Consider the following 18293-nt stretch of genomic DNA (forward strand, 5'->3'; position numbering starts at 1 on the left):
CCGTCAGACGCTGCGGCCCCGCAGCCGCTCGGTGATCCGGCGCTCCTTCTTGGTCGGCCGGCCCGACCCGCGCTCGCGCACGATGGGCGCCGCCCGCTCCTCCTTCGGGGGAGGGGGCGGCGTCCTGTCGTCGTAGTTGAGCGCGGCCAGCGTCGCGCTCGTGCGCTTCTCGATCAGGCCGGTCACGACGACGATGCGCTCTCCGCCGGGGGTGTAGGCGCGGACCGTGTCGCCGATGCGCACCGGGGTGGCGGGCTTCGCGGCGGCGTCGTTGACCTTCACGTGCCCGGCCTTGCACGCCGCGCTCGCAGCCGATCGGGTGGGGTAGAGGCGGATCGCCCACGTCCACGCGTCGGCGCGGACGCTCGACGGCGGTGGCGACGCGGGCATGACGTCAGCCTAGGCGGGCCGCGGCGTGGTGCCGGAGACGTTCCGCGGGCGTCGTTCGTCGGACCTGTGCCGCCCCGGGATGCCCGGGCGGCGCGCATGCCGTTCGATGGCCTGGTGGGGACGACGCGAGGGGGCGAGGCGTGATCGGCTGGTTGCGGTCGTCGCGGGCACGGACTGCCGCGGCGGTGCTGGGCGTGGTCGCGCTGCTCGCCGCCCTTCTCCTCTGGGTCGTCCCTGTGCTGACCGCGGGGCCGACGGTCCGCGAGGAGGCGCTCCGCGTGCCGGTGGGCGCCGAGCCCGACGGCACGGCGGTCGAGCTCGACGTCGCGGTCTACACGTCCGACGGCGCCACGGCGCCCGCCCCGGCCGTGCTGCTCGCGCACGGGTTCGGGGGCAAGCGCCAGGACCTCGTCGCACAGGCACGCAGGCTCGCCGCCGAGGGGTACGTCGTCCTCACCTGGACCGCCCGCGGCTTCGGCGAGTCCGGTGGGCGCATCCACCTGAACGCACCGGCGTACGAGGTGGCCGACGCGAGCGCGCTGGTCGACCTGCTCGCCGCACGCGACGACGTCCAGCTCGACGCCGACGGCGACCCGCGGGTGGGCATCGCCGGCGGTTCCTACGGCGGCGCCATCGCGCTGCTCGCCGCGGGCTACGACCAGCGGGTCGACGCGATCGCGCCGCGGATCACCTGGAACGACCTCGCGGCCTCGCTCTTCCCGCAGTTCGCCACGACGGGCGATCCCAGCACGGCTGCGGCGTTCGACCCCGTCCCCGACCCCGGCGTGTTCAAGCGGCTCTGGGCGGGCGTGTTCTTCGGCAGCGGCTCGGCGTCCGCCGACGACCCGACCATCTGCGGCCGGTTCGCCGAGGACGTGTGCGACGCGTACGGCGCGAGCGCGGCGACCGGCGTGCCGACGCCGGAGATCCTGGACCTCCTCGCCGCCTCGAGCCCGGCGTCGGTGCTCGACCGGATCGAGGCGCCGACGCTGCTGCTGCAGGGTCAGGCCGACTCGCTCTTCCCGCTGTCGGAGGGCGACGCCAACGCACGGGGGATCGCAGCGGCCGGCACGCCCGTGAAGCTCGTCTGGTTCGCCGGCGGCCACGACGGCGGCGACCAGGAGGACGAGCGGCTCGACGCGCTGACCCTCGCCTGGTTCGACCGCTACCTCCGCGACGACGGCACAGCGGCCGACACCCGCTTCGAGGCGACGGGGCAGGCGGCGTCGCTGTTCGGCGCGCGGACCGGCGCCGACCCGCAGGTGCTCGCCGCGGACGCCGCGCCGGGCCTCGGCGGCACCGACGTGGTGCGGCGCGAGGTGCCGCTGTCCGGCGGCGCCCAGACCGTGGTCGCCCCGGCGGGCGGCAACCCGGCGCAGGTGTCGAGCCTGCCGGGGCTCGGCGCCGTCGTGTCGACGCTGCTGCGCGGCTCGCAGCGCGCGCTGCCCGACATCCCGGGCCAGTCCGCCGTCTTCGAGACCGAGCCGTTCACCGAGACCTTCACGCTGGTGGGCTCGGCGACCGTCGACGTGCGCGTGCGCACCACGGCACCCGACGTGACGCTGTTCGCGCGGCTGCTCGACGTCGGCCCGGGGGGCAGCGAGGCGGTGCTGCCCAACCGGCTCGTGACCACGGTGCGCCTCGACGGCGGCGCCGACCAGACCGTACGGGTGGTGCTGCCGGCCGTCGTGCGCGAGCTCCAGCCGGGTCACGCCCTCCGGCTCGTGCTGACGACGACCGACCAGGCGTACGCGATGCCGCCCGATGCCCGCACCTACGACCTCGAGCTGGCCGGCTCGCGGGCGCTGTCGCTCCCCGACGTGCCGGTCGCGCCGCTGCCGTCGGACAACGCGGGGCTGGTGGCCGCGGCGGTGGTCGTCGGTCTGCTCGTGCTGGGCCTCGGGGCGCTGGCCGTCGTGGTCGGGCGGCGCGGGCGCCATGTGGCGCAGGACGTCGAGGCGGGGCTCGAGGAGGTGCCGCTGGTCGTGCGCAACCTCGGGAAGTCATACGCCGGCGGCTTCCGCGCCGTGTCCGACGTGAGCTTCCGGGTGGAGAAGGGCCAGGTGCTCGGCCTGCTCGGCCCGAACGGTGCCGGCAAGACGACGGTGCTGCGGATGCTGCTCGGGCTCATCCGGCCGTCCGAGGGCGAGCTGCTGGTCTTCGGCCACCGCATCACGCCGGGCGCGCCGGTGCTGTCGCGGCTCGGCGCCTTCGTCGAGGGCCCCGGCCTGCTCCCGCACCTGTCGGGGCGCGCGAACCTCGAGCTGTTCTGGCGCGTCACGGGACGGCCGGCCGACGAGGCGTACCTCGACACCGTGCTCGAGGTGGCCGGGCTCGGTGCCGACGTCGACCGCAAGGTGCGCACCTACAGCCAGGGCATGCGCGCCCGCATCGCGATCGCGCAGGCGATGCTCGGCCTGCCCGAGCTGCTCGTGCTCGACGAGCCGACCAACGGTCTCGACCCGCCTCAGATCCGCGAGGTCCGCGAGGTGCTGCGCACGTACGCCGAGACCGGGCGCACGGTGGTGGTCTCGAGCCACCTGCTCGCCGAGGTCGAGCGCACCTGCACGCACGTCGTGGTGATGCACCGCGGCGAGCTCGTGGCCGCCGGCCCGCTCGACCAGGTCGTGGCCGCGGACGCCGACGACGACTCCGCCGCCGACCTCGAGTCGGTCTTCCTCGGCCTGATCGGAGCGACATGAGCAGCACCTCGACGACGCGCGGCGTGCACGACCTGCTGAGGTCTGCGCCCCCGCCCCCGACTGCCGCCGCCGACGGCTCGGCCGCCGGATGGTCGGCCGGCCGCACGCTGCCGCTGCGGGTCGAGCTCGTGCGCCAGTGGCGGCGCCGGCGTACGCAGCTGGTGCTCGCCGGGCTCGCGCTGTTCCCGCTCGTGCTGGCCGCGCTGTTCGCCCGCAACCGCGAGGGCGTGGTGACCGGCGGCACACGGTTCGTCGACCTCGCGACCGGCGGCGCGGTGAACTTCGCGCTGTTCGTGGTGTTCGCGTCGTCGACCCTGCTCATCGTGGTGGTGGTCGCGCTCTTCTGCGGCGACACGGTGGCGAGCGAGGCGGGGTGGTCGTCGCTGAAGTACCTGCTCGCATCGCCCGTGTCGCGGTCGCGGCTGCTGCGGCAGAAGCTCGTAGTGTCGTTCGGCCTCGCGCTGACCGGTCTCGTGATCCTGCCCGTGTCCGCGTTGATCTCGGGCGGAATCTTCTTCGGCTTCGGCCCGGCGCGCACTCCGCTCGGCAGCGTGATCCCGACCGGTGAGGCGCTGTTCCGCCTGTCGATCGTGATCGGCTACCTCGCCGTCTCGATGCTGTTCGTCGCGTCGCTCGCGTTCTTCCTCGGGGTGCACACCGACGCCCCGCTCGGTGCGGTGGGTGGCGCGGTGATGCTCGTGATCATCTCGACCATCCTCGACCAGGTGGAGGATCTCGGGCCGGTGCGGGAGATCCTGCCGACCCACTACATCGGGGCGTGGGTGGACGCGTTCAACGACCCGGTCGTATGGCAGGACATGGGCCGCGGCGCCGTCCTGTCGGTCGCGTACGCCGCGGTGCTGCTCGCCCTGGCGTGGCGCAAGTTCCTGCGCAAGGACGTGCTCTCGTAGCGGTGCTCCGACACGCGGCCGTCCCTCTGCCAGACTGCGGGCCGTGAGCCCCGACCTGCGTCCCGGCCCGGCCTCGTTGTGGCGCGCGACCGTGGACGGGCCGCCACCGACGTACCCGCCCCTCCCGGGCGATCGCGACGCCGACGTCGTGATCGTCGGCGCCGGCTACACAGGCCTCTGGACGGCGTACTACCTGGCCGAGGCCGACCCGTCGCTCCGGATCGTCGTGCTCGACAAGGAGTACGTCGGGTTCGGGGCCTCCGGCCGCAACGGCGGCTGGTGCTCGGCGATCTACCCGGCGTCGATGCGACGGGTGTCTGCCCTCGCGGGTCGCGATGCCGCGATCCGCATGCAGCGGGCGATGAACGGCACCGTGCTCGAGGTGGGCGCGGTGGCCGAGGCCGAGGGGATCGAGTGCGGCTTCCGGGCCGGCGGCTACGCCTCGGTCGCGCGCAACGAGGCCCAGCTCGCGCGTTCGCAGGCCGAGGCGGCCGGCTGGGCGGCGTACGGGATGTCCGACCAGCTGACGCTGCTGGGCCAGGTGGAGGCGTCGAACCGCGTCAGGGCCACGGGCGTGCTCGGCGGCACCTACACCCCGCATTGCGCCGCGCTGCAGCCGTTCTCGCTCGTGGTCGGTCTCGGAACGGCGGTGGCCCGACGCGGCGTGACGATCCACGAGGGCACCGAGGTCATCGGGATCGAGCAGGGGCGCGTCACGACGACGCGCGGCGTGGTGCGCGCCGACGTCGTGGTGCGCGCGACCGAGGGCTTCACGCCGACGCTGCCCGGCGTGCACCGGTCGGTGGTGCCGATGTACTCGCTGATGGTGGCGACCGAGCCCTTCTCGGACGACCTCTGGGGGCAGATCGGCCTCGCCGAGCGGGAGACCTTCAGCGACAAGCGGCACCTGAGGATCTACGGGCAGCGCACCGCCGACGGGCGCATCGCCTTCGGCGGGCGTGGGGCGCCGTACCACTGGGGGTCGAGCGTGCGTCCCGAGCACGACGTCGACGACCGGGTGCACGCGATGCTGCGGCGCATCCTCGTCGAGCTGTTCCCCGCCCTCGGCGGCGTGCGGTTCACGCACGCCTGGGGCGGCAACCTCGGGATCCCGCGCGACTGGACGCCGTCGGTCACGTTCGACGCCGCGACCGGGCTCGCCCAGGCGGGCGGCTACGTCGGCGACGGGGTCGCGACGGCGAACCTCGCGGGCCGGATGCTCCGCGACGCGATCCTGCGCACGTCCGGCAGCGAGCTGCTCGACCTTCCCCTCTACGGCCACCGTTCCCGAGCCTGGGAGCCGGAACCCCTGCGCTGGACCGGCGTCAACGCGGTCACGGCGCTCTTCTCCGCGGCCGACCGCACCGAGGCCCGCACGGGTCGGCCGTCGCGCGCGGCCGCCCGCTTCTGGCGCACGCTCGGCCACTGACGGCGACGGCCCACCGGGAGCGATGCTCCCGACGGGCCGTCCCCGGTCCTGCATGTGTCAGAGAGAGGTCACGTGCCGGTGATGATGCGCGGTGCGGTCATGGTGTCCTGGCCGTGCATGTAGTTGGCCGGTACGTAGACGCGGTACTCCCACGTGCCGGGCTGCACGACGATCTTGGCCGTGATCGCGCCGGTGGTCTGGGCGGTGCCCTGCCAGAGGTTGGAGTAGCTGCCGGTCGTCCCGACCTTGCGGGCGATGACCCACACGGTCCGCTGGTTGCCCGGCGTCACCGAGATGCCGTCGAGGTAGGTCCAGCCCGCCGCGACCGTCGACGTGGTGGTGTCGAAGCCCGAGACGGTGGTCTTCGCCGAGACGGTGCGGACGGCGGAGCCCACCGGGCCGTACGTCTTCCACGCCGGGGCGTACACGCGCCACTCCCAGATGCCGACCAGGACGCTGCCGGTGAACGGGATGCTGCAGCCGACGTTGGTGGTCTGGGTGGTCACGGTGTACCAGCTCGTCGCACCCTGCAGGCGGCGCTGCAGGACCGCGGGGCGACCCGACTGGCTCCCGCAGGTGACGGCGACGGTCGAGCTGAACGTGCCGCCGCTCGCGGCGGTGAGGGAGGTGGAGGCCCAGCCGCTGATGCTCGACGGCGCGTACGGCGTCACGGCGGCGGCGAAGGACGCGGGGCCGTCGCCGAGCGCGTTGAACGGGACGACCTTGACGGTGGCGCTGGCGCCGTTGGTGGCGGTGACAGCCGCGCTCGTCGTGGTGACGATCTTCTTCTGGACGCCGTTGACGTACACGCGGTACGACGTCGCCCCCTCGCCGGCGGGCGCCGCCACCCAGGTGGCGTTCACGGTGGCGTTGCCGGCCTTCGCGGTGAGGCCCGAGACCGCACCCGGGACCGCCTTGGCGGCGGCGGAGATGCTCGTGGGCAGCGAGTCGCCCTCGCTGTTGACCGCGACGACGCTGAACTTCTGGACGACGCCGTTCGTGAGCCCGGTGGCGGTGAACGAGGCGGCGTTGGCGGGGAGGTTCAAGGCGAGGCCCTTGTCCGACGTGACGCGGTAGCCGAGCACCGGAGCCCCGTTGGTGGACGCCGGCGGCGCCCAGGTCAGGAGCACCTTGCCGTTGTACGGCGTCGCCGCGAGGCTGCGCACGGGCGTCGTGATGTTGCGGACGGTCTGCGACCAGGTGCCGCTGACGGAGTAGCCGACCGCGGTGCCGCCGGGCGTCGCGATGGAGAACGCACCGCTCGAGACCCCGGTCTTCGTCGGGAGCGCGAGGGTGCCGGCCGCGGTCGACCAGTCGGCGGTGTCGTCGCTGCCGTTGGTGAAGGACGGCACGCAGGTGGGGAGGCCCGACAGGCAGATGTAGCCGCCGCCGAACACGTCGTTGTCGTCGTCCCACATCACGAACCGCAGAGGCCGGTTCTGCTGCGCCCCGGCGATCGAGTGCGTGCGCGCGGTGCTGGGCACGGAGTAGGTGCCGCCGGTGCTCCAGGCCCAGTAGGTGCTCGTGGCGCCGAGCTGCCGGTAGGCGCCCAGCTCGGAGGTGCTGACCTTGGAGCCCATCCAGTAGAAGTCGCCCGCACCGGTGGAGTCGGAGTCGTTCGTGAGCGACACCTTGTCGAACGTGACCGTGAGGTCGCGTCGCGGCGTGCGCAGCGTGCCCTCCTCGGTGCGGACGTTGCCGAACGAGTCGGCCGCCTTCACGACGTAGCGGTACCAGGCGCCCTGCGAGAGCCCGGTCTGCATGTCGTAGCTGCGGGTCGAGGTGAGGGCAGATCCGGCGGCCGGTGCGAACGACTTCACCTTGGTGGCGCCGAAGTAGATGTCGGCCGACACGAGGGTCGGGCTGCTGGTGGACACGTCGAGGCGCAGGCCGTCGGGGTACGGAGTCGCCGTGATGGCGCTGATGCAGTCGGTCTGGCACGGCGTCGCGGCGGACGCCGACGGCGCGACGGCGAGCGTGCTGCCGAGGATCGCGGCGGCGGTGACGCCGGCGGCTGCGGCGCGGCGTGCGGTGCGGTTCATGGCTGTCTCTCCTACGTGGGGACCGGGTGTCCCGTCACGTCAGACGCTCGTGCCTGCGGTGGGTCCCGCACCTGAGCAGCGACTACTCACCTTCGCTCCGGCGCTACCTAGGCAGCCGGGCTGGTGGTCGCTTCACGGGAGGCCTGCTCGCCGACGACCAGTTCTGGTGGTGGCCGGATTCGCCTGTGGTTGCTGTGGATTTCTCCTGTCGGTGGTCGGTGCATTGTCGGAGGTGGTTGGCATGATGGGGTCATGTCCCAGGCCACCTTCGTCGATCCGGCGGTGGAGTTCGCGCGCCTGGTCGCGGGTGCGCGGGGTCTGCTGGGCGAGGCGTCGGTGCTGGCCGGTTCCGGCGCTGTGTCTGAGGTGCAGCTGGCGGGTCTGCCGGAGCTGACGGCGGAGCTGTTCGCGGTCCGCGACGCCGCCCACGCCCTGGGCGTGGTCGCGGTGGACCGCCTGGACGCCTCGGGGGTGCTGGCGTCGGCGGGGTTCGGGTCGACGACGGCGTTCCTGACCCAGCGCACCGGCATGGCCCCGGGCAGGGCCGGCAGCGTCGTCTCGGGTGCGCGGACGCTGCGCTCGTATGCCGCGACGCGGGTCGCGCTGGTCGCGGGCCGGGTCACCCCGGACCTGGCGGCTGCCCTGGTGCGCGGCAGCGAGGCGGCGATCGCGGACAGGACCGCCGACGACCGGGTGCAGTGGCGGGCGTTCTGCGAGGACTACCTCCTCCCGATCGCGGAGCAGGGGTCGGTGGAGGAGGTCGCGGGCGCTGCCGCGGTGCTCAAGGAGATCCTGGACCCGGAGGCCGCGGCCCGGCGCAAGGAGGAGTCGATGGCGGGCCAGTTCCTCACCGTGACCCGGGTCGGGGACCAGTTCGTGATCAAGGGCGCCCTGACCCTGGAGGACGGCGCCGCGCTCAAGGTGCTGCTGGACCGGATGCGCGACGCGAAGTTCCGCACGGGATCCCTGACCCCGGACGAGCAGCCCACCGGCGACGCCGCGGTCGACGAGCGGCGGCGCCGGATCGCCGCGGCGCACCAGGACGCCCTGTCGTTGAACCACCTCGTGCAGCTGTGGCTGGCCGGCGGCATGGTCGGCCGCGCCCACGGGGTCCGCCCGCACGTCACCATCGCGACCACGGTCGACGACCTCGACGCCGGGTTCCCCGGCGAGATGACCGTCCCCGGGATGTCGTCCCCGGTGCTGGTCAACGCCGAGACGGTGAAGCGGATGCTGTGCGACGCGTCGGTGACCGAGATCGGCGTCATCGGGTCCGTCCCCGACCGGCACGCGCACCACCACGGCGGCGTCCCCTGCCACGGCGCTGCCCACCGGGGGCGACACGGCCACGTCCACGGCGTCGGCGGCTGCGAGCTGCACCCCGGCTCGGCGCGGTTGCTGCGCCGCCGCCATCACGTCTGGGACGAGGGCCGCCGCTACCGCACCGTCCCACCCCGCCTGCGTCGGGCGCTGGACCTCCGCGACCAGCACTGCGCGTTCCCGGGCTGCCGGATCGCGGTCGGGTGGTGCGAGGCCCACCACATCCTCGAGTGGGAGTACGGCGGCGCCACCGACCTCGACAACCTCACGTTGTTGTGCGCGAAGCATCACCACGCGGTGCACGAGGGCGGCTGGACCATCGTGAAGAACCCCGGCATCGACCCGGGATGCCCGACCTGGCTCGCCTTCGACCCACCCGACCCCGTCCCCGTCCGAACCCGGCCCTGAAGAAGGGCAGGCCGCACTCGGGACCGATCAGCACCGCAGGCAGACCGCACCACCCGACAGGGCGCGGTCCCCGTGGCATGTCCGGACACAGATCACACCGCGAGAAGTAACCGGCAATCGGCATCGCGCTGTGGGGCAGGATCAGACCGTGCCGACTCGCGCTGATCGACCCGACGTACCCACCCTGTGCCTTGTCTGCGGGTTCGACTACGACGGGTTCGATGACGTTCTTCCGTGGGGTCCGGATGGCGACAGCCCGACCTACAACTTCTGCCCGTGCTGCGGCGTGGAGTTCGGTTACGGAGACTTCGCGATCGAGGGTGCGAAGCAGTGGCGAGCCAAGTGGCTGGCAGGCGGCGTCGAATGGTTCGACCCCAACGAGCGCCCCGTCGATTGGGACGTGTCGGTCCAACTCTCCCGCCTGCCCGAGCGCGTGAGATAGCGCAGACGTGCCGATCGCGCTCGCTTCGTCCTGAGAAGCTCGGCATTGGGCATCGTCGACTTGCCCGAGGACGAGCACCCGGTGCGACGCTGGAGGGGTGACAACAGCGTCCCGGTGGGGCCTGACGCCTCGCCAGAGCGTCGAGCGGGAGGCCGCTCGGCGTGGGAGCGATGCGGTGATCGAGGGCTGTCGGGCCTTGGTCCGGGGCGAGGACGGGGATGCGGCGCTGGTTCTCGTTCTCGGTGGCCCTCCCGCCCGCACGTTCCTCGACGGTCAGCCCCACGTGGATGACTACTGGCTCAGGGTGTGGGGTCTGCGCGGGTTGCTGTGGGTGTGGTCGCCCGTCGCGATCCCCGAGCTTCGGGTCGCTCTGACTGATCCGGCGTGGAGAGTCCGGGAGATGGCCTTGAAGGTCGCCGCACGCAACCGGGTGGAGGACGTGGTCGAGGTGGCCGCGCCGCTGCAGAGCGATCCCGTGGCGAGGGTGAGACAGCAGTCGCACCGATACCTGATGCAGGTTGTTGCAGACGGCACCTGACCGCACCGAAGCGGCCGTTCTGACTCCAGTTCTCGGTTCGGTACCGGCAGGCTGTCCCGCATGTTGATCGAGATCCGCGAAGCCACAGCCGAAGATCTCCCTGCCCTCGCGCGGCTTCGCTGGGAGTGCCACACGGAGCGCCAACCGGCTGACGAGCATGACTTCGACGCCTACCGTCTCGGCTTTGCTCAATGGTGCTCGGCGCGGCAGGGCAGATGCCGCGCAGTCGTGGCCGTAGACGGTTCCCACGTCGTGGGCATGGGATTCCTTGTCCTGGTCGACCGCGTCCCCAGCCCCGGCTCGCTGGATCGCCATCATGGCGACATTCAGTCGATGTACGTAACACCCGCACACAGGAACCACGGGGTTGGATCGAAGATCGTTCGACGACTACTCGACCTGGCACGCGACGCAGGATGCGAGCGGATCGAGGTCTACTCAGGAAGCCGCGCGGTCACCTTCTACGAACGATCAGGGTTTGAGCACGTCGACCGACTCCTGAATCGGGTCCTCGGGCAGTGATGACGCTCCCGACCTCTGTGCCGTTCTGACTCGGATCTCGGAGCAAGGATCCGACACTAGGTGGCGGTGGCGAGGCCAGGCTGTCGCGCCGCCGGACCACTCCGTTGGCCAGGCCACCGGGCGAGGTTGCGTCTAGCGTGGAGTTGCACGGGAACCTCCACCGAGGGGAGGCCGCCATGACTGAGATTCCGGAGCCGTCCAGCACGAGGCGGTGGGGCCGTGGGGGCCTGGTCATCGCAGTGCTCGGTGCTCTGGCCCTCGTCGGATCCGCGCTCCTGGGCTTCCTCCTCATGCAGGGTCCACGTGATCTGTCGCCGGTGGCGTACGGGGAGCGGCTGACCGTCACCACGGAGCGGAGCTCCTCGGTCGCGGTGTACACGCCCACGGGCCTGGAGGCACCGCCCGCGTGTCAGGTGGCCACGTCAGCCGGTGCGGACGTCGAACTCGGCCCGGTCGAGCGCTACTCCCAGGCGAGCGGTCTGGAGACCACCTACTCGTTCGCCACCGCTGGGGGAGTTCCCTACCAAGTGTCCTGCGGGACGGTCGGTGAGACCGGCGAGTTCGCCGCCGCAGAGACCCGTCGCGTGTCAGTGCCACTGATCGTCGCCGTGGGCTCGATGGGGCTGGTGCTCCTCCTCGGAGGTCTCGTCCTCGCGCGTCTCAGCGGCCGCTCGATAGTCGGCTAGGGCTTCCAGCCGAAGATCCCTCGAGCGACCGGATGGCGAACCGAGCCGAAGTGCCGTTCTGACAGTGCGGGCTCGATTCCCGTCACCCGCTCCGCTGTGATTCGTTGTGACACAACGGCAGACAGGCGGAGAAGGAACCGGCACTAGACATCGCGTCCCACCGGGGGCGGGGCCCCGTTCCAACCCCGGCGCGACACGCGCTCTTCCGAGCGGCGGTGGCGTGCGCCGCCGTCCGCGCACCGGCGACGGGTCAGCAGAGGTCGACGAGGGCGAGCAGCGTGCGCCAGTTGCGCGCGGTGCCCGTGGTGGCCAGTCGCTTGAGGATGGCGCCGTGCTGCAGCCGGCTGTCGTGCATCGTCTCGCCGTACGCGATGACGATCTCGAGCTCGCGCGCGGCGACGAGGTCGGCGCCCCAGTCGGTGCTCAGCAGCGTGGCGAGCGCCGTCGCGTCGGGGGCGGTGTCGAGGTGCAGCACGTGCACCGACGCCGGCCGCTCGGCCGCCTGCTCGGCGAAGGGCGACCACTCCGCCACCGCGCGCAGCTGCCTCGGCGTGCGCACCAGCACCGGGGTGTCGATGCCGAACGACGCGCGCAGCACGTCGCCGACGCCGCTCGCCACCTTCCCCGGCGTCCGGACGGGCGAGGAGAGGATGACGTTGCCGCTCTGCATGTACGTGCGGACGTCGGCGTAGCCCGCCTCGGCCAGCGCGGTCCGCAGCGCCGGCATGCTCACCTTGTTATGGCTGCCGAGGTTGACCGCACGCAGCAGGGCCACCCAGGTCGGCATGCCCTGACCCTAGCCTCGGAGGCGACCACCGGCGCTCGTGCCTCCCACGATGCTGTGATTCGTTGTGACACAACGGCAGACAGGCGAAGAGAGAACCGGCACTATCGCTCGTGTGGTCAGGTGCTGGAACGGCCCACACCGATGCACCAGATCAGCAGCAGCATCGACCCGATGTACGCCAGGACCTGAGGCGCGACGAGGCCGGCGCCCGCCGAACCCCAGTCGTCGATGCCGGAGAGGATGCCCGGCAGCACCGCGAGGCCCACCACGAGCAGTACGCCGGCGATGACGCCAAGCCAGCGCAGCCACACCGGCCAGCTCGTGCTGCCGAGAATCGTCAGCGCGAGAATGAGGAACCACACGCCGAGGACGCCCCACCCCAGGGCGGACCACAGTCCGGCGAGATACCAGTCGGTGCGTCCGGTCAGGACGAGGACCGAGCCGATGACGATCAGAATCGCGCCCAGGACAGCGGCGGTAAGTGCGAGCCAGCGCGGCACGATGCCGTCGGGCAGCAGGTCGCGCGCCGCGAAGGCCAGCAGCATCGCCAGGACGCCGGTGGCCGCTCCGAGCACGTCGTTGACCGGTCCGAGGAAGCCGAGACCCACGGACATCAAGACGAGGGCGGCGAGAGCGACTATGCCAACGAGGGCGGTCCACAGCGCCAGCGACCTCACCGAGTCCGTGACCATGCGCACCTCGTACCAAACGATGCTCGCTCTCCGCGATGATCCCGCGCACAACATGGCAGGGCAATGGTCGGCGGAGCGCAGAAGTGCCCGGTGGTGCACTCGGGTCTGGGCGTTGGGGCTGGTTCGGTCGTAGCGTCCTGATGTCGCCGGGCTGACTCGCGAAGTGCCTGCCGTTGCTGGCCTGCTAACGAACTGTCGCTCGGCGGCGTCGACCGCGGCATGACTCAACAGAGGCTTGGCCACCCCGCACCGGGACTGTCTGCCGCGTTCCTTTCCCTCGAGTGGTTGTAGCGGGCAGATGCAGGTGATCGGAGTCGATCCTCACAAGGGATCCCACACGGCAGTGGCGATCGGTGGCGACGAGAGCGTGATCGCCTCAGTGCGTATCGCGGCGAGCCGGCGCCAGGTCGAACGACTGCTGGTGTTCGCGGCCGCGTGGCCGGAACGGGTCTGGGCGGTCGAGGGCGCGCAGGGCGTGGGCCGGATGCTCGCCCAGCAACTGGTGGCTCGGGGCGAGCGAGTGGTGGATGTGCCGCCCTCGCTCTCGACCCGGGTCAGGGTGCTGTCGGGCCGGTCTGGTCGCAAGACCGACGCGCACGACGCCCGCGCTGTCGCGGTCGCTGCCCTACGCCAACCCAACCACACGATCGTGGCTGCTGAGGACTTCAGCAGGAGCCTGCGGTTGTTGTCCGACCGCCGCGCGCAGCTGACCGCCGCCCGCACCCAGGCCGTCACGCGACTGCACGGACTGCTCGCCGAACTCGTGGAAGGCGGTGCACCCCAGTCGCTCTCAGCCGAGCAGGCAGCGGCGATCCTGCGCCGGATCCGACCCGTGAGCGAGGTCGACGTGATCCGCAAGGAGCTCGCACGCGACCTGCTCGGAGACCTGCGGCGCCTGGACGCCAAGCTCGCCGCTAACGCGACCAGGATCGCCGAGGCCGTTCATGACAGTGGCACTACCCTGACCGAGATCCAGGGCATCGGGCCGATCACCGCAGCCCGGATCATCGGTCACAGCGGCAACCCGGCCCGCTTCCCGACCCGCGGGCACTACGCCTCCTACGCCGGCACCGCACCCATCGAGGCATCCTCAGGAACGGTCGAACGCCACCGCCTGTCCCGGCGCGGGAACCGGCAGCTGAACTCGGCACTGCACGGCGTCGCGATCACCCAGATGCGCCACCCCGGCCCGGGTAAGGACTACTACGAACGCAAGATCGTCGCGTCGCTTGACACACAGAGGCTTCGTTTGCGCACGTTGCGGCCTGGCGGCTGCCGGCGAGCCTTGCCGCCTAGAGCCGGGTGCACGAATGCTCTGCCGACCCGCTCCAGACTGCGGGCGACACTGCGCTGGCGCCGCCGTATCGTGGCCGCGGTGTGCTTCTCGCCCCAGGCGGATCTGGTCGGCGGCGCTGTTCTCGTCGTGCTCGGCGTCGATGCGCTGCGCCACGTGCACGAGCGGCGTGACCACGTCGCGCTCGCGGCGCTGCCGCTACTCCTCGCCGCGCACCAGGTGATAGAGGCATTCGCGTGGTGGGGCCTGCAGGGAGTGGTGACCCCTGAGGTCGGGACGGCAGCTGTGTGGGCCTACCTGTTCATCGCGTTCGTCGTGCTACCCGTCTACGTGCCCGTCTCGATCCTCACGATGGAGCCGCCAGGCTGGCGACGCCAGGTCATCTGGGCATTCGTCGCCATGGGCGCCGTCGTCGCGGCCGGCCTGCTCGCCGGCATGCTGCGCGGTCCGGTGACGGCCGCAGTCGAGGGCTGGCACCTCGCTTACGGCACGGGCACGACCGCCGGGGGTGCGCTCGCAGTCGTCTACGTCGTCGTCACTTGCGGATCGGTGCTGTTCTCGGGGCGGCCCTACCTCATGGCGTTCGGGCTGCTGAACCTGCTGGCCGTCGCGTTCCTTGCCTGGTTTGAACTCTCCGGCTTCGCGTCGCTGTGGTGCGCGTGGGCGGCGCTCACCGCGGGCGGCATCGCCGTATACATGCGGATCGATCATCGCCCCCGCGTCCGGACGTCATACGCCGTGCCGTAGCCGCCCGCGCCGGTCCGCGACGTTACCGACTGGCGACCCCGCACGCCGCGCGCTCTGGTCCAGTCCGTTGGCGACCGGCTGCGCAGCGGAGGTGATTGAGGGGGGCGTGCCTCGGGGGCACGCAGAAGTGCCGTTCTGACTCGCTTCTCGAAGAGCGAACCGGAGCCATCGCTTGCCCGTAACCGGTCAACGCCGTCTGTCTCACGATGTGAAGCCACGAGCGACTTGGACAAGGGCGGCGCCAGCTGACCGGATGCGCCTTAGCCTCACCTTCGAGGTCCTCTGCCTCGAGCGAGTCAATCCTCGCCGACCCACCACATGATCAGCATGGAGGAGCCATGGCCCAGAAGGCCGTCGTAAGTCTCACCACGGGACTCGAAGACATCGAGAAGGTGACAGTGGCGTTTCTCGTCGCGGTCGGCGCTGCCGAGACGGGGCGCGACACCCTCGTGTTCCTCACGCAGGAGGCCGTGCGCCTTGCCCTTCCTGGGGTGGCGACCGGCATCGGCTGCGACGGCTGCCCTTCCCTTGAGTCGCTCGTGGAGCGCTACCACGCTGCTGGCGGTCGCTACTTCGTCTGTCCGATCTGCGTCGACTCGCGCAAGATCGACGCCGCGACACTGATCGACGGCGCGGAGCTCAACGGGACCATCCCCATGTGGAACTGGATCGGCGACGACGGGGCCACGACTTTCAGCTACTGACTGCTCCGCGGTGCCGAGAGCGTGCCGCATAGCGGCGCGGAGATGTGCCGTTCGCGCTCGTATTTGATCGGGCAGGGCTGGCCCGCGCCGAGCCGCCGCACGATGCCTTGATCGGCTAGGTCGGCCGGCCCCGTGTTCTGTCTAGAACGGGGGCTGGTCGATCTCGACGGCGAGGGCGTGCACGGTGTGCGGGCGGGGGAGGTTGGGGCGTGCGGGGATGCGGACCGTCTGTCCGAGGGCGGTGTTGAAGGTGGCGGTGCCGTCGGGTCTGGAGTCGGTGATGTCCAGGAGGCCGGCGGTCTTGCGTTGGTGGCATTCGGTGCAGAGGGCGCCGCAGTTGCCGGCGGTGGTGGGGCCGTGGGGTGCTTCTTCGGCGTGGTCGATCTGCAGGTAGCGCTGGGCTTTGCGGGTGCAGCCGGGTGATCGGCAGCCGCCGTCGCGGGCGATGCAGTGCCGGCGCAGGGCGGGTGGGACGCGGACGGTGGTGCCGTGGTCCTTGACCCAGCCGTCGACGGGGTCGGTGACCACGCGGCGCAGGAACGTGGCCCAGGCGGCGTGGTCGCGGGCGATGCCGGCGGGGGCGGGTTGGCCGTTGATGAGGGCGACCCGGTCCTGCAGCCCCTGCAGGGTGTCGGCATCGATGACGACGTCGGTGGTGATGATCGTGGCGGCGGCGCGGTCGAACGTCACCTCCCCGTCGGGGGTGACGGTGCCGAGGATGCGGGCCATGAGGGCGTCGGCGCGGGCGGCGTCGGCGCGCAGGTCGGCGTCGGACCACACCGGCTCTGTGGCGCGGTCGCTCTCGGCTGCTGCGGCGGCGGCGGCGGTGTCGTTGTCGCGGTGGCGCTGGTCGGCGATGGCGTCGCCGTCGCGGCGCAGGGTGTCGTAGATGGCGTCGATGACGGGGGTGTCGTGGGTGAGGCCGAGGAAGGACATGCCGTCCTTGCCGCGGCGGATGTAGAGGCCGCGGTCGTCGTGGGCCTTCTGGTGGCGGCGGACGGCGTCGGGGTCGAGCTCGGTGATCAGGGCCTGCAGGTGGGTGCGGAAGTCCGCGACGACCATCGTGCGGGCTGCGGGCAGGGCCAGGCGGCCGATCACCTCGAGGGTGTCGGGGTCGGTGATGTTCAGGCACTCGCTGATCAACGTCCGGCAATGCCAGTCGGACACCTCACCCTCGAGGAGGGCGTGGCCGAAGGGCGCGAGCTCCCCGAACAGGGACCGCGCCGTGGAGATGTGGTGGGCGGCGGCGTCGATGGACATCCCGACGGCGATCGCGACCTCGTGGGCGATCTGCCGGTCGTTCTCCGACGACACCGCCCCTCGCGGGTCGGGGATCCCGGCGATGGCGGCGAGGGCTGCGTAGCGGCGGCCGTGGGCGCGGTCGACGTCGCGATCGAGGCGGGTGAGGTCCTCGAGCAGGTCGGGGGCGGCGACGGGGGAGTTCAGGTCCTGAGCGTCGACCAGGCCCAGGGCCAGGGCCCACATGCGGGAGGAGTCGGTGCCGGGCACGAACCGGGCCTCCACTTGCTCGCGCAGCGCGGCGGCGCGCGCGGCTCGCCGCTGGGCGAGCCGCACTGCGCGCTCGTCCGGCTCACGCACCGGGGCAGGCTCAGGCTCGCCGACAGTCCGGGCCGGGCGGCGGTGGCCGGGCACGTCCACGTCCAGCTGCAGCGACCCGAGCACCGGCGACCACGCGGCGGGCCGCGCGTAGTCGGCCTCCAGGCCCTCGACGACGAACCGCTCCAGGCCCTGCACCAGCCCGGCCAGCAGCGCGTCCACCGCGGACACGACGGTCTCCGAGGTGCTCGAGCCGCGGCTGCTGGACATGGATCACAGAATAGAACACACATACGACAGTGACTCATACCCTGGAGCGAGGAATCGCCGGAAAGTGTTCAGCCGCAAGCGAACACAGCCGGATCCGAGCGAGGCTCGGAAGCACATGACGTGTGATTGGGGAGCTGCCGGGTGGACGAGCACGAGCGAGCCGCGGACGACGGACCGATCTGCCCCCGGATCCGTCGTGACGTCACGACAGATCGGTCGTGACGCGACAGTTCCGGGGGCAGGATGCCGTCAGTGCTGGGTCAGGAGAGGGCTAGGAGCCGGTGCCCCACCGTGAGCGGGTGCGTGGCAAGGAGGTCCGCGAGCGCCTCGCCCATGGCGGCGACCGACGGCCCGTACATGTACAGCGCGGTGTCGGCAGGGCCTTCCCAGTACGACTGCAGCGCGCCGGTCTCTCCCAGAGCGATGTGGATGCGGTCGAGGAGCTCGTTGATGTCGTGCGCGGCGTACACCTCGGGAGGGAGGCCGGTGCCGTCGAGGTAGAGCGCGAGGCCGTCGGTGGACCCGAAGAACCGGGCGTCGTCGTGGTCGATGGCGAGGCTGGAGCCGCGGGGCGCGCCCTGGGCCTCGAGCAGCTCGACGACGGCGTCCGCGATGGCGGTGCGGTCACCCACGACGTCGGCGTCGATCGCGCACGACAGCGGCTCTCCGTCGCCGGACACCAGCGTGCCGCCACCGGTGACGGCGCTGCCGGGGAAGTCGCGCTCGAGGAGGAACGCGAGCGGGTCCTCGTAGCGGTCGCCACGGTGCACGGGCTGCACCCGCGCGTTGATGCGCACCTCGAGTAGCGCCGCAGGGCCCCCCACCTGCGCGCGGCTGTCCTGCCCCACCCGC

The 18293-nt window shown here is 71.8% G+C and carries 16 protein-coding genes; 10 read left to right on the forward strand and 6 right to left on the reverse strand.

The features are described 5' to 3' along the window. Positions 1 to 3: 3 nt before the first annotated feature. Positions 4 to 390 carry an RNA-binding S4 domain-containing protein gene (locus ACFQGU_RS06955; protein WP_386765063.1) on the reverse strand — a complete coding sequence of 129 codons (387 nt, stop codon included), beginning with the start codon at positions 388 to 390 and terminating at the stop codon, positions 4 to 6. Positions 391 to 530: 140 nt separating this feature from the next. On the opposite strand from ACFQGU_RS06955, the gene ACFQGU_RS06960 reads away from it, so the two are divergent. Genes ACFQGU_RS06960 through ACFQGU_RS06970 form a run of 3 tightly spaced genes read left to right on the forward strand, consistent with a single transcriptional unit; the run spans position 531 to position 5432 of the window. Continuing rightward, the gene (locus ACFQGU_RS06960) at positions 531 to 3092 is read left to right on the forward strand and encodes an alpha/beta fold hydrolase (RefSeq protein WP_386765065.1); all 2562 of its coding nucleotides are present in this window, start codon (positions 531 to 533) and stop codon (positions 3090 to 3092) included. Next, positions 3089 to 4003, forward strand: coding sequence for an ABC transporter permease (locus ACFQGU_RS06965; protein WP_386765067.1), 915 nt, complete (start codon positions 3089 to 3091; stop codon positions 4001 to 4003). Before ACFQGU_RS06960 ends, ACFQGU_RS06965 begins: the two co-directional genes overlap by 4 nt. A gap of 43 nt (positions 4004 to 4046) precedes the next feature. Further along, the gene (locus ACFQGU_RS06970; protein WP_386765069.1) at positions 4047 to 5432 is read left to right on the forward strand and encodes an NAD(P)/FAD-dependent oxidoreductase; all 1386 of its coding nucleotides are present in this window, start codon (positions 4047 to 4049) and stop codon (positions 5430 to 5432) included. Positions 5433 to 5500: 68 nt separating this feature from the next. Here the strand turns inward: ACFQGU_RS06970 and ACFQGU_RS06975 are convergent, their stop codons facing one another. Then, the gene (locus ACFQGU_RS06975; protein ID WP_386765071.1) at positions 5501 to 7474 is read right to left on the reverse strand and encodes a fibronectin type III domain-containing protein; all 1974 of its coding nucleotides are present in this window, start codon (positions 7472 to 7474) and stop codon (positions 5501 to 5503) included. Positions 7475 to 7726: 252 nt separating this feature from the next. Between ACFQGU_RS06975 and ACFQGU_RS06980 the strand changes: the two genes are divergently transcribed. From ACFQGU_RS06980 to ACFQGU_RS07000, 5 genes are all read left to right on the forward strand, one after another. Continuing rightward, positions 7727 to 9202, forward strand: a complete 1476-nt coding sequence (locus ACFQGU_RS06980) for an HNH endonuclease signature motif containing protein (protein ID WP_386765072.1) — start codon at positions 7727 to 7729, stop codon at positions 9200 to 9202. Positions 9203 to 9350: 148 nt separating this feature from the next. Then, positions 9351 to 9644 carry a hypothetical protein gene (locus tag ACFQGU_RS06985; protein ID WP_386765074.1) on the forward strand — a complete coding sequence of 98 codons (294 nt, stop codon included), beginning with the start codon at positions 9351 to 9353 and terminating at the stop codon, positions 9642 to 9644. A 175-nt stretch (positions 9645 to 9819) separates the two neighbouring features. After that, positions 9820 to 10182: a HEAT repeat domain-containing protein gene (locus tag ACFQGU_RS06990; RefSeq protein ID WP_386765076.1), complete on the forward strand. Its 363-nt coding sequence runs from the start codon at positions 9820 to 9822 to the stop codon at positions 10180 to 10182. A gap of 60 nt (positions 10183 to 10242) precedes the next feature. Then, positions 10243 to 10704 (forward strand): GNAT family N-acetyltransferase, encoded by a 462-nt coding sequence (locus ACFQGU_RS06995; protein ID WP_386765078.1) that lies wholly within the window; start codon positions 10243 to 10245, stop codon positions 10702 to 10704. Positions 10705 to 10880: 176 nt separating this feature from the next. Further along, complete coding sequence (locus ACFQGU_RS07000) at positions 10881 to 11390, forward strand: hypothetical protein (RefSeq protein ID WP_386765080.1); 510 nt, start codon at positions 10881 to 10883, stop codon at positions 11388 to 11390. A 250-nt stretch (positions 11391 to 11640) separates the two neighbouring features. Here the strand turns inward: ACFQGU_RS07000 and ACFQGU_RS07005 are convergent, their stop codons facing one another. Both ACFQGU_RS07005 and ACFQGU_RS07010 read right to left on the reverse strand, forming a co-directional pair. Further along, positions 11641 to 12177 carry a DUF1697 domain-containing protein gene (locus tag ACFQGU_RS07005; protein WP_386765082.1) on the reverse strand — a complete coding sequence of 179 codons (537 nt, stop codon included), beginning with the start codon at positions 12175 to 12177 and terminating at the stop codon, positions 11641 to 11643. A 116-nt stretch (positions 12178 to 12293) separates the two neighbouring features. Further along, positions 12294 to 12869, reverse strand: coding sequence for a hypothetical protein (locus tag ACFQGU_RS07010; protein ID WP_386765084.1), 576 nt, complete (start codon positions 12867 to 12869; stop codon positions 12294 to 12296). A 298-nt stretch (positions 12870 to 13167) separates the two neighbouring features. Here ACFQGU_RS07010 and ACFQGU_RS07015 point away from each other — a divergent pair, with 298 nt between their 5' ends. Next, positions 13168 to 14910: an IS110 family transposase gene (locus tag ACFQGU_RS07015; protein ID WP_386765086.1), complete on the forward strand. Its 1743-nt coding sequence runs from the start codon at positions 13168 to 13170 to the stop codon at positions 14908 to 14910. 338 nt (positions 14911 to 15248) lie between these two features. Continuing rightward, the gene (locus tag ACFQGU_RS07020; protein ID WP_386765088.1) at positions 15249 to 15614 is read left to right on the forward strand and encodes a DsrE family protein; all 366 of its coding nucleotides are present in this window, start codon (positions 15249 to 15251) and stop codon (positions 15612 to 15614) included. A 141-nt stretch (positions 15615 to 15755) separates the two neighbouring features. Here ACFQGU_RS07020 and ACFQGU_RS07025 read toward each other — a convergent pair whose 3' ends face one another. Beyond that, complete coding sequence (locus ACFQGU_RS07025) at positions 15756 to 17441, reverse strand: HNH endonuclease (protein ID WP_386765090.1); 1686 nt, start codon at positions 17439 to 17441, stop codon at positions 15756 to 15758. A 260-nt stretch (positions 17442 to 17701) separates the two neighbouring features. Next, a complete protein-coding gene (locus tag ACFQGU_RS07030) occupies positions 17702 to 18289 on the reverse strand; it encodes a hypothetical protein (RefSeq protein WP_386765092.1) in 588 nt (195 codons plus the stop codon). Positions 18290 to 18293: the final 4 nt, after the last annotated feature.

The sequence above is a fragment of the Longivirga aurantiaca genome (genome assembly GCF_042660085.1).
Classification (GTDB): Bacteria; Actinomycetota; Actinomycetes; order S36-B12; family CAIYMF01; genus Longivirga; species Longivirga aurantiaca.

What these genes read in the sequence shown, in the direction of transcription:
- ACFQGU_RS06955 (WP_386765063.1), bottom strand. Translation starts at nt 390, where the DNA reads ATGCCCGCGTCGCCACCGCCGTCGAGCGTCCGCGCCGACGCGTGGACG.
- ACFQGU_RS07010 (WP_386765084.1), bottom strand. Translation starts at nt 12,869, where the DNA reads ATGGTCACGGACTCGGTGAGGTCGCTGGCGCTGTGGACCGCCCTCGTT.
- ACFQGU_RS06975 (WP_386765071.1), bottom strand. Translation starts at nt 7,474, where the DNA reads ATGAACCGCACCGCACGCCGCGCCGCAGCCGCCGGCGTCACCGCCGCC.
- ACFQGU_RS06995 (WP_386765078.1), top strand. Translation starts at nt 10,243, where the DNA reads ATGTTGATCGAGATCCGCGAAGCCACAGCCGAAGATCTCCCTGCCCTC.
- ACFQGU_RS06980 (WP_386765072.1), top strand. Translation starts at nt 7,727, where the DNA reads ATGTCCCAGGCCACCTTCGTCGATCCGGCGGTGGAGTTCGCGCGCCTG.
- ACFQGU_RS07000 (WP_386765080.1), top strand. Translation starts at nt 10,881, where the DNA reads ATGACTGAGATTCCGGAGCCGTCCAGCACGAGGCGGTGGGGCCGTGGG.
- ACFQGU_RS07020 (WP_386765088.1), top strand. Translation starts at nt 15,249, where the DNA reads ATGGCCCAGAAGGCCGTCGTAAGTCTCACCACGGGACTCGAAGACATC.
- ACFQGU_RS07005 (WP_386765082.1), bottom strand. Translation starts at nt 12,177, where the DNA reads ATGCCGACCTGGGTGGCCCTGCTGCGTGCGGTCAACCTCGGCAGCCAT.
- ACFQGU_RS07025 (WP_386765090.1), bottom strand. Translation starts at nt 17,441, where the DNA reads ATGTCCAGCAGCCGCGGCTCGAGCACCTCGGAGACCGTCGTGTCCGCG.
- ACFQGU_RS06965 (WP_386765067.1), top strand. Translation starts at nt 3,089, where the DNA reads ATGAGCAGCACCTCGACGACGCGCGGCGTGCACGACCTGCTGAGGTCT.
- ACFQGU_RS07015 (WP_386765086.1), top strand. Translation starts at nt 13,168, where the DNA reads ATGCAGGTGATCGGAGTCGATCCTCACAAGGGATCCCACACGGCAGTG.